Annotated in this window: 11 protein-coding genes; 9 read left to right on the forward strand and 2 right to left on the reverse strand. The window is 65.7% G+C overall.

Annotated elements, in window-relative coordinates; translation table 11 throughout:
- Positions 1-388: 388 nt before the first annotated feature.
- Positions 389-1,222, reverse strand: a complete 834-nt coding sequence (locus tag ABQZ00_RS07710; protein ID WP_005994417.1) for an inositol monophosphatase family protein — start codon at positions 1,220-1,222, stop codon at positions 389-391.
- Positions 1,223-1,338: 116 nt separating this feature from the next.
- Here ABQZ00_RS07710 and ABQZ00_RS07715 point away from each other — a divergent pair, with 116 nt between their 5' ends.
- Genes ABQZ00_RS07715 through ABQZ00_RS07725 form a run of 3 tightly spaced genes read left to right on the forward strand, consistent with a single transcriptional unit; the run spans position 1,339 to position 5,198 of the window.
- A complete protein-coding gene (locus ABQZ00_RS07715; protein ID WP_323537178.1) occupies positions 1,339-2,103 on the forward strand; it encodes an RNA methyltransferase in 765 nt (254 codons plus the stop codon).
- A gap of 51 nt (positions 2,104-2,154) precedes the next feature.
- Positions 2,155-3,084, forward strand: a complete 930-nt coding sequence (locus tag ABQZ00_RS07720) for a phosphate/phosphite/phosphonate ABC transporter substrate-binding protein (RefSeq protein ID WP_323526318.1) — start codon at positions 2,155-2,157, stop codon at positions 3,082-3,084.
- Positions 3,081-5,198 carry a putative bifunctional diguanylate cyclase/phosphodiesterase gene (locus ABQZ00_RS07725; protein WP_323537177.1) on the forward strand — a complete coding sequence of 706 codons (2,118 nt, stop codon included), beginning with the start codon at positions 3,081-3,083 and terminating at the stop codon, positions 5,196-5,198. Before ABQZ00_RS07720 ends, ABQZ00_RS07725 begins: the two co-directional genes overlap by 4 nt.
- A gap of 402 nt (positions 5,199-5,600) precedes the next feature.
- On the opposite strand, the gene epmB is transcribed toward ABQZ00_RS07725, so the two are convergent.
- Positions 5,601-6,629 (reverse strand): EF-P beta-lysylation protein EpmB, encoded by a 1,029-nt coding sequence (epmB, locus tag ABQZ00_RS07730; RefSeq protein ID WP_323537176.1) that lies wholly within the window; start codon positions 6,627-6,629, stop codon positions 5,601-5,603.
- A 101-nt stretch (positions 6,630-6,730) separates the two neighbouring features.
- Here epmB and efp point away from each other — a divergent pair, with 101 nt between their 5' ends.
- The 6 genes from efp to ABQZ00_RS07760 all read left to right on the forward strand — a co-directional run bounded on the left by efp (position 6,731) and on the right by ABQZ00_RS07760 (position 11,752).
- A complete protein-coding gene (efp, locus tag ABQZ00_RS07735) occupies positions 6,731-7,297 on the forward strand; it encodes an elongation factor P (RefSeq protein WP_055851998.1) in 567 nt (188 codons plus the stop codon).
- A gap of 5 nt (positions 7,298-7,302) precedes the next feature.
- Positions 7,303-8,151 (forward strand): PA3715 family protein, encoded by an 849-nt coding sequence (locus ABQZ00_RS07740; protein WP_503064249.1) that lies wholly within the window; start codon positions 7,303-7,305, stop codon positions 8,149-8,151.
- An 18-nt stretch (positions 8,152-8,169) separates the two neighbouring features.
- Entirely contained in the window at positions 8,170-9,507 is a 1,338-nt protein-coding gene (locus tag ABQZ00_RS07745) for a TRZ/ATZ family hydrolase (protein ID WP_323522668.1), read from the forward strand.
- 29 nt (positions 9,508-9,536) lie between these two features.
- Positions 9,537-10,256 carry a bifunctional 2-polyprenyl-6-hydroxyphenol methylase/3-demethylubiquinol 3-O-methyltransferase UbiG gene (gene ubiG, locus ABQZ00_RS07750; RefSeq protein ID WP_323537175.1) on the forward strand — a complete coding sequence of 240 codons (720 nt, stop codon included), beginning with the start codon at positions 9,537-9,539 and terminating at the stop codon, positions 10,254-10,256.
- Positions 10,257-10,368: 112 nt separating this feature from the next.
- Positions 10,369-11,034 carry a phosphoglycolate phosphatase gene (locus ABQZ00_RS07755; RefSeq protein WP_323537174.1) on the forward strand — a complete coding sequence of 222 codons (666 nt, stop codon included), beginning with the start codon at positions 10,369-10,371 and terminating at the stop codon, positions 11,032-11,034.
- A gap of 28 nt (positions 11,035-11,062) precedes the next feature.
- Entirely contained in the window at positions 11,063-11,752 is a 690-nt protein-coding gene (locus ABQZ00_RS07760) for an isoprenoid biosynthesis enzyme family protein (RefSeq protein WP_323537173.1), read from the forward strand.
- Positions 11,753-11,849 lie beyond the last annotated feature (97 nt).

An 11,849-nucleotide genomic window follows, 5' to 3' on the forward strand; every position in this document is an offset into this window, starting at 1 on the left:
CGGGAGCGGCAATCAGAACCTGGCGTCGAACTTTCCTGGGTAGTCGGTGTTGCCGCTGTAACGCAAGAAGGCCGGGAGTGATCCCGGCCTTCTTTGTTTGCTGCGGTCTGTCATGTAGGAGCGCACCTGGGCGCGAGGGGCTTTCTGGTGGGAAGCTTCGGTCGCGCCCGGGTGCGCTCCTACGATTGCGGGAGCGGCAATCAGAACCTGGCGTCGAACTTTCCTGGGTAGTCGGTGTTGCCGCTGTAACGCAAGAAGGCCGGGAGTGATCCCGGCCTTCTGTGTTTGCTGCGGTCTGTCATGTAGGAGCGCACCTGGGCGCGAGGGGCTTTCTGGTGGAAAGCTTCGGTCGCTCCCGGGTGCGCTCCTACGATTGCCGGCGCACCGATCAGAACTTGGCGTCGAACTCGCGCGCGTAGCCGGTGTTGACGATGACCTTCTGCAGCGCGTCGCTGATCTTGATGTTGCCGGCCACGATCTGCTGGGTTTCCGGGCCCATGTTGTCCATGCGCGGCGGGGTGGCGCCCTTGTAGTCGCAGACGCGGCCGCCGGCTTCGCGCACCAGCAGCACGCCTGCCGCGATGTCCCAGGCTTTGACGCCGGCTTCGAAGTAGGCATCGGCGCGCCCGCAGGCCACGTAGGCCAGATCCAGCGCGGCCGAGCCTGTGCGGCGCACGTCCTCGGCCTGCACCAGCACCGCATCGACGCACTTCAACTGCGCACTGATCCGTGCGCGCTCGCGCGGCGGGAAGCCGGTGTGGATCATCGCGCCTTCCAGATCCTTGCGCTCGGCAATGCGGATACGGCGGTCGTTGAGCACCGCGCCGGCGCCGCGGCTGGCCGTGAACAGCTCGTTGCGCAGCGGGTCGAAGATCACCGCGTCGGTCGGTTCGCCGTTTTCCACCAGTGCGATCGACACGCAGTAATGCGGAAACCCGCGCAGGTAGTTGCTGGTGCCGTCCAGCGGGTCGATGACCCAGGTGTAGCGGCCACTCTTGCCGCCCTGCACGCCGCCTTCTTCACCGAACACCGCGTACTCGGGGTAACCGCGCTTGAGTTCCTTGATGATGACTTTTTCGGCATCGGCATCGACTTCGCTGGCGTAGTCCATGCGGCCCTTCTGCACCACGTTGAGTGCATCCAGCTTGTTGATACCACGCAACAGCACATTGCCGGCGAGGCGGGCGGCTTTGACCATGACGGTGACGGCGGGTTTCTGCATGGTTAAAGCTCCCGTGAAGGCAGAATCGAAAATGGCGAAGGTAAAAGAGCGGTCCGGCACCAAAGCCGGCCGCGCAGTTTACCATCTACGACCGAATAGCTCCCCAATCTCCGTTCATGTCCGTCAGCCAGCGCATCCGTTTTGTTCTTGTCGGTACCCAGCATCCAGGCAACATCGGCGCCGCCGCGCGTGCCATGAAGACCATGGGTGTCTCGCGGTTGGTACTGGTGGCGCCCGAGCGCGCGCTCGATGAAGACGCGTATCGGCGCTCGGCCGGCGCCGAGGAAGTGTTGGGCGATGCGCCGCTGTTCGCCACGCTGGGCGAGGCGGTAGCCGACTGCACGCTGGTGATCGGCTGCACAGCGCGCGCGCGTCGGGTGGCCTTGGAAGAGTTGCTGCCGGACGAAGGCGCGCAGCGGGCCTTGGCCAAGGCGAGCGAACCGGCCGAAGTGGCGTTCGTGTTCGGCCGCGAGCGCACTGGCCTGACCAACGACGAATTGCAGCTCTGCCACGCGGCGGTGCATATCCCGTCCGACCCGCAGTTCAGTTCACTCAATCTGGCGGCGGCGGTGCAGGTGCTCGCCTACGAAGTACGGCTGGCACAGCTGGCAGCCGGCGAGGCCGAGCCAGCACCGGCCACCGCCGCCGGCCTGCGCGACGGGCCGGCCAGCCATGCGCAGCTGGAAGGCATGTTCGGCCAGTTTGGCGAAACCCTGGACGAGATCGACTTCCACAAGGGGCGCGCGCCGGAGTCGGCGATGCGCAAGTTGCGGCGGCTGTTGTTGCGCGCGGAAATGACCGAGCAGGAGGTGCGGCTGATCCGCGGCATCCTGTCCGATGCGCAGCGCATGGCGATGCTGGCCAAGCGTGCCGGAAACTGACGTCTGTCACATCTTCACAGATTCGGCTAGGCTGTCCGCGGCTCTAGGGGAGTGTCCGTTTTGCGCGGTCTACAATGGTGTCTGATTGCCTGCTGGCTGGTGGCCGGGGCAGGCTTGGCCGCGACGGCTGCGGCAGCGCCCTCCTCGGTATTGGTGCTCGGGCGGATCAGCGATGACCCCGCCACGCATTACGATCAACTCAAGCCACTGCTGGACTATGTGGTGCCGCGCATGCGCGAGGTGGGTATTCGTCGTGGGGAGATCCTGATGGCGCCGGATGCGCGCCAGATGTCCAGCTATCTGCGGCGTGGCCGGGTCGACTGGGTCAGCGAGACCACTGGTGCGGCGATGTTGCTGGAGCGGCGCGGCGGCGCGCACCCGTTGCTGATGACCGAACGTGGCGGGGTGCGCGAGTTCCACACGGTTTTCTTCGTGCGCCGCGACAGCCCGATCCAGTCGCTCACACAACTGCGCGGGCATAGCCTGGCATTGCAGACTGCGTCCTCCACCAGCGGTTATCTGGTGCCGATGCTGGAGCTGATGCGCAACGGCATCGCCTGCGATGTGCTGCTGTCGCCCGACGACCCTCAGGTGCCGGGCTCGGTGGGCTATCTGATGGTCGGCTCGAAATTGAATGTCGCTGCGTTCGTGCACAAGCGCCTGATCGATGCCGGGGCCTTCAGTAATCTCGATTGGGACGACGAGCGGCATTTGCCGCCGGTGTTCAAACGCGATTTCCGCATCGTGTACCGCAGCGCGCCGGTGCCGCGTGCGGTGGAAATGGTGCGCTCCGGCATGGACCCGGCAGTGGAGCGTCGCCTGCGCGTGGTGTTGCTGCAGGCAGCATCCGACCCGCAGGCCGGACCAGCGCTCAAGCGCTTTTTCGGCACCACCGCGTTTCACCCGCTGGATGGCAGCAGTCGCAGGCGTCTGGATGCGTTGAGCGCCGGCTTGCGTCACGTCAGGGATGAAATCGAATGAGCCAGGTGCGCTTCGGGTTGCAGGCACGCTTCTTGTTGGTCATGGCGCTGACCTTGCTGTTGGTCGGCGCGATCCTGGCGTCGCTGCTGCAACGCCAGAGTGCGATGCAGCGCGAGGTGCGCGGGCTCAGCGCACAGATCCTGCACGAGCTGTTCGATCGCAGCCTGCGCACCCGTGGCGAGACGCTGGCGACCGAGCTTGCCTCCGGCTTGGCCAATCCGCTGTATTACTCCGACCTGGGGGCGGTAGGCGCGCTGGTGCGCAATGCCTCGCGCCAGCAGGTGGTGACGTATGTGCTGGTGTTCGATCGGCGTGGCCTGCTGGTGCACGACGGCACGCCCAATCTGCAGCGCTACGGTCAGCGCATGGACGACCCGCTCGCGGCCAAGGCGGTGACCGCGCAGGCGATGCTGCTGCAATCCTCGCCCGAGGTGCTGGACGTGACGGTGCCGATCAAGATCGGCGATCAGCGCATCGGCGGGGTGCGCGTGGGCATGTCGCGCGAGCGGGTGCGCAAGATCGAGTCGGGCGCCAATCTGACCCTGGTTCAGAACCTCAATGCGATCGGCAAGCGCGATCTGGGCTGGTTGCTGGTGCTGCTGGCCGCGTTGGTGGCGCTGGGCGTGCTGCTGGCGATCTATGTGCAACGCACGCTGGTGGCGCCGGTGCGGCTGTTGGCGGCGGCGGCGCGGCAGATCGAGCGCGGCGACTACGCCGTGCAATTGCCGCCGCATCCGCGTAACGACGAGATTGGCGAGCTGATTTCCGCATTCGGCCGCATGAGCGAAAGCATTGCCCGGCACGACCGTGAAGTGCGTCATATGGCCTACACCGATGCGCTGACCGGGCTGACCAACCGCCTGGGTTTTCGCGAAGGTCTGGACTACCTGCTCAATACCGCGCGCAGCAGCAACAGCAAGCTGGCACTACTGTTTGCCGATATCGACGACTTCAAGCGCGTCAACGATACGCTTGGTCATGAAGCGGGCGACGAGGCCTTGTTGCAGTTCGCCAGCCGGATCAGTCGCGCGGTTTCTGCGCTGGGTGGCGACGATGCGATCCTGGCGCGCTTCGGTGGCGACGAGTTCGTGATCCTGCTGCAAAGCGGCGATGTCACCCTGCTCGCTGCACAGCTGGCGGACCGCCTGGTGCATGAATTGAGCCGCCCGTTGAATGTGCAGGGCCGCGAAGTCTTCCTGGGCACCTCGATCGGCATCACGCTGTTCCCCGACGATGCCAACGATGCCACCGCGCTGCTGAAGAACGGCGACATCGCGATGTACCAGGCCAAGGTCGCCGGCAAAAACTGCCACCGCTTCTACAGCCGCGCGGCCGACCATGCGGTGGAGCGACGCGTGCATATGGAGCACGAGCTGCGCGGTGCCTGGGAGCGCGACGAGTTGCGGCTGGTCTATCAGCCGATCTACCGCACCAGCGACCGCCTGCTGGTAGGCGTGGAGGTGCTGCTGCGCTGGCAGCATCCGGCGCTGGGCACGATTGCGCCCTCCACGTTTATCGATATTGCCGAGCAGAGCGGGTTGATCGAGATGATCGGCCCCAAGGTGCTGCGCGCGGCCTGCCTGGAAGCGGCGCAGTGGCCGGAAGTGGGCGAGGGTCTGTTTATTTCGGTCAATGTGTCGCCGCGGCAGTTGCGCAGCGGCGATCTGATCGACACCGTGGCCGAGTGCCTGGCCGAGTCTGGCTTGCCGGCCGCGCGCCTGCATCTGGAACTGACCGAGACGGCGGTGATCGGCGACGAGATGATGGCCGCCAGCCTGCTCGATCAGCTGCACCGCACCGGTGTGAAGGTGTGGCTGGACGACTTCGGCACCGGTTTCTCCGGGTTGAGCCATCTACGCCAGGTGCCGGTGGATGGGGTCAAGATCGACAAGAGCTTCATCGCCGACCTGCAGCGCGACCCGGACGATCTGGCGCTGACCACGGCCATCATCAACATGGCCCACTCGCTGGGAATTACGGTAGTGGCCGAAGGCATCGAGCAAGAGGCGCAGTTCAACCTGTTGCGCGAGCGCGGCTGCGATCTGGGGCAGGGCTACTGGTTCAGCAGGCCCTTGAGCCCGGCCGATATGGTCAAGCTGATCGCGACGGGCTAAGTACCGTAGGAGGGCACCTGGGGGCGATTGGCGTTACCGGTGAGGCTTCGTCGCGCCCGGGTGCGCTCCTACGGCGAGGAGTGCTTGGGTCTGGGCGATTACAACGGCCATCGCCTGAGACTTCGCTCATTTGCCACGTTACCCGATAGCGCCGTAGGAGCGCACCTGGGCGCGATGGGGCGTTACCGGTAAGGCTTCGTCGCGCCCGGGTGCGCTCCTACGACGAGCTGCGTTTGGGTGGTGTAGGTACAGCGGCGGCTTGCCGGTATCGCCCGGAATTTCGCGCACTTGATGTGGCACCGGATACCACCGTAGGAGCGCACCTGGGCGCGATGGGGTGTTACCGGTGAGGCCTCGTCGCGCCCGGGTGCGCTCCTACGATGCACTGCTTGAGTTGGTTGGTTACAGCGGCCGTTTGCCGGTATCGCCTGGGATTTCGCGTACCAGGCGCGGGACTAGATAGCCAGACAGGCGCGTGGCCAGTTCCGCATGCAGGGCGCGTGCGCGGGCATCGTCCACTTCGAAATGCGCCACGCCCGCTACGCGATCGAGCTGATGCAAGTAGTAAGGCAGCACGCCGGCGGCAAAGCTGCGTTCGCTCAACGCGGCCAGCGCGTCCACGCTGTCGTTGACGCCACGCAGCAGCACCGCCTGATTGAGCAGTTGCACACCGGCATCGCGCAAGGCGTGCATGGCGCTGTCCACGTCGGCATCGAATTCGTTTGCATGGTTGGCGTGGATCACAAACGCCACCGGCCACGGCAGGCTGCGCAGCCAGGCCAGCAGGGGCGTGTCCACGCGTGCGGGCAACACCACCGGCAGGCGGCTGTGGATGCGCAGCCGCTTGAGGTGTGGGATGGCGGCCAGGGCGTCGGTGAGTTCAACCAGTTTGGGCGTGGCCAGCGACAGCGGGTCGCCGCCGGATAGCAGTACTTCGTCGATGTCCGGGTCGGCAGCGATCGCCTCCACCGCCTCACGCCAGCCATCGCGCGCGGCGGTTTCTTCTGCGTATGGGAAGTGGCGACGGAAGCAATAACGGCAGTGCACCGCGCAACTGCCGGTGGCGATCAGCAGGGCGCGGCCGCGGTATTTCTGGATCACCCCGGCGGCCGTCTTGGCGGCGGCATCGCCCACCGCATCCAGACCGAAGCCCGGCACCGGCTGCATTTCTGCATCCAGCGGCAGCACCTGCTGTAGCAGCGGGTCGTCGAGGTCGCCGTGCCGCATCCGCGTCACGAAGGCCTGCGGGACGCGCAGCGGAAACTGCGCGGCCGCGTCTGCACTGATGCCGGCCGCTTGCGCGTCCAGGCCCAGCAGTTCCAGCAATGCGCGCGGGTCGCGCACGGCATCGCGCCACTGCTGCTGCCAGCGCGGCGGCTGCAGGGTGGAGGGCGGGGATGGCTGTAAGGCGACGGGGGCTGCGGTTATCATGTGCGGTCACAAAACCAATGCCCGCCGGTTGCGGCGGGCGCCCCATTCTAATCCGACCGGCCACCGTGTGGCGGGTCGTGGTCTTATCGAGGAGCTGCACCATGGCCACTGTTGGCATGAACGACGTCAAGAACGGCATGAAGATCCTGGTCAACAACGAGCCGGCGGTCATCACCGAGACCGAATATGTCAAGCCGGGCAAGGGCCAGGCCTTCACCCGCATGAAGTACCGATTCATCAGGTCCGGCCGCGTGGTCGAAATGACCATGAAGGCGACCGATGACCTGGAAGTGGCCGACGTGGTCGATACCGACATGCGTTACCTGTACAGCGATGGCGAGTACTGGCACTTCATGGACCCGGAAACCTTCGAGCAGGTGCAGACCGACAAGGCCGGCATGGGCGGCGCCGAAAAGTGGCTCAAGGGCGAAGAAGACTGCATCGTGACGTTGTGGAATTCCGCGCCGATTTGGGTGCAGCCGCCGAACTTCGTTGAGCTGAAGATCACCGAGACCGATCCGGGCGTGCGCGGCGATACCTCGGGCGGCGGCGGCAAGCCGGCCACGCTGGAAACCGGTGCGGTGGTGCGCGTGCCGTTGTTCGTCAATCAGGACGAAATCATCAAGGTCGATACGCGTTCGGGCGAATACTCGGCGCGCGTCAAGTAAGCCGGATGCGCCCGCGACGCCTGCCTGTTCGAGCGGTACGCAGTGCCGGTGTCCTGGTGGTGCTGTGGGCTGCGCTAGTAGCGTGCCCGGCCTTTGCGCAATCGGCCGCCGCAACCTGCGACGCCGGTGACGTGGCCGCCGTTGCGGCCATTGCAACCTCCGGTGTCGTGGGCGGCGCTGCCGCCACGGTGCCGGTCGAGCGTGCGGTGGCCCAGACCTGCAAGCCGTGGCCGAACGATCCGGCCATCCGGCTGGCAGCAATCGCGTTTGCTGGCGACGCTCAGACCGTGGCTGGCGAGCGCGACCTTGAGTTGCGCGTGGCCATGCTTGATGCCGCCAGCGGCAAGGTGCTGGCGTTTTATGCGCAGGAAATGGGCGAGGACGCGGCCTTCGAACTCGCTGCCGACAGCCTGCGCCTGGATACGGCGCGCTATGACCTGGCCAAGGGCGTGCGCGCGATCGGCGTGGTGGTGCATAGCGCTGCGCGTGGGCCCAGCTGCCCGGATTTTTACAGCAATCAGGCATTGACCTTGCTGGTACGCGACGGGCGCAATTTGCGCCCGGTGCTGCAACGCGATCTGTATGCGTGGCAGCGTGTGAAAGGCGAGCCGTGCAGTTGGGGGAAGGGCGGTGTCATCACCGAAACCGCCAAGGTCGCTGTGAGCATGGCAGCGCAGGCACATGCCGGCTATGCGGACATCGTCCTGACCGCCGACGTGGTCACCATGGAGACCGCGCCGGGCAGCGACACCGATACCGAACGCACCCGTCGTGCACGCCAGGTGCTGCGCTACGACGGCAAACGCTACGTGCCTGCTGCTGGTGGCGATCGCAGCTGGCCGTTCGACAACTAACCCTTTATGGATACGCTCATGACCAATGCCCCTCCCGAAGCGTGCGACCTGTTGATCGAAGCCGGTTACGTGGTGCCGATCGAACCGCATGCGGTGGTGCTCGAAGACCACGCGGTGGCGGTCAGCAATGGCGTCATCGTGGCGATCCTGCCGACTGCCGAAGCACGCACGCGCTTTGCGCCGAAGCAGACCGTCTCGCGCCCGGAGGCGGCGTTGATGCCGGGTCTGGTCAATGCGCATACGCATAACCCGATGACGCTGCTGCGCGGTATTGCCGACGATCTGCCGCTGATGGTGTGGCTGCAGCAGCACATCTGGCCGGTGGAAGCGGCGGTGATCGGGCCTGAGTTCGTGGCCGACGGCACCACGCTCGCCATCGCCGAGATGCTGCGCGGCGGTACCACCTGCGTCAACGAAAACTACTTCTTTGCCGATGTGCAGGCGGCGGTCTACAAGCAACACGGTTTCCGTGCATTGGTGGGCGCGGTGATCATCGATTTCCCCACCGCTTGGGCATCGTCGGACGACGAATACTTCGCGCGGGCCGGCGAGCTCCACGACCAATGGCGCGACGATCCGTTGATCGGCACTGCGTTCGCACCGCATGCGCCCTATACGGTGAATGACGCCAACTTCGAGCGCGTACGCATGCTCGCAGATCAGCTGGACATGCCGGTGCATCTGCACACGCATGAAACCGCGCAGGAAGTGGCCGATTCGGTCAAACAATACGGCCAGCGCCCGCTGGCACGGCTGGATCGGCTTGGTCTGGTCAACGACCGCTTGATCGCCGTGCACATGACCCAGCTCACCGAGGCGGAAATCCATCTGTGCGCCGAGCGCGGCGTCAGCGTGGTGCATTGCCCCGAGTCCAACCTCAAGCTGGCGTCGGGCTTCTGCCCGGCCTGCGCATTGCAACGCGCTGGGGTGAACCTGGCCATCGGCACCGACGGCTGCGCCAGCAACAACGATCTGGACATGTTCAGCGAAAACCGCACTGCCGCGATCCTGGCCAAGGCCGTGGCCAACGATGCCACCGCGCTGGATGCGGCCACCACGCTGCGCGCGGCCACGTTGGGCGGTGCGCGTGCGTTGGGCTTCGGCGACAAGATTGGCTCGATCGAAATCGGCAAACAGGCCGATCTGGTCTGCGTGGATCTGTCTGCGCTGGAGACCCAGCCGCTGCATCATGTGCTGTCGCAATTGATCTACGCCGCCGGCCGTCATCAGGTCACCGATGTGTGGATCGCCGGCAAGCCCAAGCTGGTGCAGCGCGAGCTGATCGACATGGATACCGCCGCCCTGGTCGCCAATGCGCGGCAATGGCGCGAACGCATCCGCACCGTCCGCGCCTGATCGCGCGTCATCGCATCCCGGAGTTCCGCATGAATCCCACGACCCAATCCACCTCCAGCAATTTCCGTCAGGCCGAGCTGGACAAATTCGCCGCACTGGCCAACCGCTGGTGGGACGCCGACGGCCCGCAGAAGCCGCTGCATGCGCTCAACCCGGTGCGTCTTGCGTACGTGTCCGCACGCCAGGAACTGGCCGGCGCACGGGTGCTGGATGTCGGCTGCGGTGGCGGCTTGCTCAGCGAGTCGATGGCGCGCCTGGGCGCGCAGGTCACCGCAATCGATCTGGCACCGGAGCTGGTGAAAGTCGCCCGGCTGCACAGCCTGGAATCGGGCGTGCAGGTGGATTACCGCGTGCAGTCGGTGGAAGACCTGGCAGCCGAGCAGCCGGGCAGTTTCGATGCGGTGACCTGCATGGAAATGCTCGAACACGTGCCGGACCCGACCGCGATCATCCGCGCCTGCGCCAGCCTGCTCAAGCCGGGCGGCAAGCTGTTCCTGTCCACGCTCAACCGCACGCCGGCCGCATTCGCGCTGGCGGTGGTCGGTGCCGAATACATCGCACGGCTGCTGCCAAAGGGCACGCACCACTACAAGGACTTCATCAAGCCATCGGAACTTGCGGCGTGGTTGCGCAGCGCCGAACTACAGCTGCAAGACGTCAGCGGCATGCTGTACGAGCCGTGGCGCAATCGTGCGCGGCTGTCCTCGCGCACCGAGGTCAATTATCTGGCGTATGCGGTGAGGCCGTGACGGGCGGGAATTGGGGAGTCGGGATTCGGGATTGGGAAGGGCAGCTAACTGCAATCTTGATGTCTTTCGATTCCTGCCGGGCTGCTTGTCGTTGGTCACTCGTGGTGGGCGCGTGAGTTTTCCGCGTGCGGCGTTGTTCGATCTGGATGGCACCTTGCTGGACAGTGCGCCGGATATGCTGGCCACGGTCAACGCAATGCTGGCTGAGCGCGAGCGTGCGCCGATTGCGTTGGAACAGCTGCGGCCGGTGGTGTCGAAAGGCGCGCGTGCGATGGTCGGCGTGGCCTTTGCCGAACTCGATGACGCTGCGCGCACCGCTTTGGTGCCAGAGTTCCTGCGTCGCTACGAAGGCTTGATCGGGACCCACTCGCAGCTGTTCGATGGTGTCGAAGCGCTGCTGTCGCGGCTGGAAGCGGCCGGCTGCATCTGGGGCGTGGTCACCAACAAGCCCGAATCTCTTGCACGCTTGATCCTGCCGCAACTGGGTTGGCAACAGCGCTGTGCCGTGTTGATCGGCGGCGATACCTTGCCCGAGCGCAAGCCGCATCCGCTGCCGTTGCTGACCGCCGCCGAACGCATCGGCGTTGCGCCTGCGCAGTGCGTCTACGTCGGCGACGACGAGCGCGACATTCTCGCGGCGCGCGCGGCCAACATGCCGTCGGTGGCGGTGTTGTGGGGCTATCGCCTGCATGACGATGTGCCGGCGCGCTGGCAGGCCGATGTGCTGGTGGACCAGCCGCAGCTGCTGTGGAATCCGGCCACGTGGCCGCAGACCTGATTCTTTTGAACTTATTTCTGGACCCGCCATGAGCCAATCCAGCGCTCTCGACAGTTTTCTCGACAAGTGGCGAACCCGCTGGCCGGAGTGGTCGGTTGCCGAGCCGTTCGTTCCCGCAGCGCAGCGCCACCTGACCGCGGCCTGGTTCGCCTTGCTGCAGGAATGGGAGGACATCATGAATATCCCCGGCGACCCGTTGCCGGCCGACGCCAAGCTGGCGTGGTGGCAGCAAGAGTTGCGCGATTGGTCCAGTCAACGCTCGCGGCATCCGTTGGGACGCGTGCTGGAGCCGGTGCGCGCGCCGTGGGCGCAGTTGGCCGAGACCTTGCCGACCATGCAGGTCGCACGCGCACAGCCGGCATCGCTGCAGCAGGCGCTGGACCAGTTACGGGCCTTTGCCGAGGCAGTGGTCGCAGTGGAAGCGGTGCTGTTTACGCGCACGGCGCCAAGCGATGCCACTGCGGTGTCGGTGCAATGGCTGGATGCACGTCAACGCGTGGCCGGCGATAGCGCCGCGCCTGGCGGTGTCACCACGGTGGCCTGGCGCACGCAGCTGTTGCATGCATGGCCACGCAAGCCGGCCTTGGCACGGCCGCATCGGGTGTGGTCGCGTCTTGCGCGGTTGCGCTTGCAGCGCGAGCTGGGCGGCAAGGCGGCCTATCCACCGCCGGTGCAGCAGTTGTGGCATAGCTGGCGCGCGGCCAGCGGCGCTGACTGAGCGTAACTGCGTCGGCCGGATGGCGGCCGTACCGTGCAAGCGCACTGGTGCGCGCCGCCGGCTGGCCGGATGCGTGCTCGTTGCATTGTTGGCTTTG

This window comes from Xanthomonas sp. WHRI 10204 (assembly GCF_040202875.1).
In the GTDB taxonomy this organism is placed as follows: Bacteria; Pseudomonadota; Gammaproteobacteria; order Xanthomonadales; family Xanthomonadaceae; genus Xanthomonas.

Coding starts and splice junctions, on each gene's coding strand:
- ABQZ00_RS07725 (WP_323537177.1), top strand. CDS start 3,081: ATGAGCCAGGTGCGCTTCGGGTTGCAGGCACGCTTCTTGTTGGTCATG.
- ABQZ00_RS07715 (WP_323537178.1), top strand. CDS start 1,339: ATGTCCGTCAGCCAGCGCATCCGTTTTGTTCTTGTCGGTACCCAGCAT.
- ubiG (WP_323537175.1), top strand. CDS start 9,537: ATGAATCCCACGACCCAATCCACCTCCAGCAATTTCCGTCAGGCCGAG.
- ABQZ00_RS07760 (WP_323537173.1), top strand. CDS start 11,063: ATGAGCCAATCCAGCGCTCTCGACAGTTTTCTCGACAAGTGGCGAACC.
- efp (WP_055851998.1), top strand. CDS start 6,731: ATGGCCACTGTTGGCATGAACGACGTCAAGAACGGCATGAAGATCCTG.
- ABQZ00_RS07745 (WP_323522668.1), top strand. CDS start 8,170: ATGACCAATGCCCCTCCCGAAGCGTGCGACCTGTTGATCGAAGCCGGT.
- ABQZ00_RS07710 (WP_005994417.1), bottom strand. CDS start 1,222: ATGCAGAAACCCGCCGTCACCGTCATGGTCAAAGCCGCCCGCCTCGCC.
- epmB (WP_323537176.1), bottom strand. CDS start 6,629: ATGATAACCGCAGCCCCCGTCGCCTTACAGCCATCCCCGCCCTCCACC.
- ABQZ00_RS07740 (WP_503064249.1), top strand. CDS start 7,303: ATGCGCCCGCGACGCCTGCCTGTTCGAGCGGTACGCAGTGCCGGTGTC.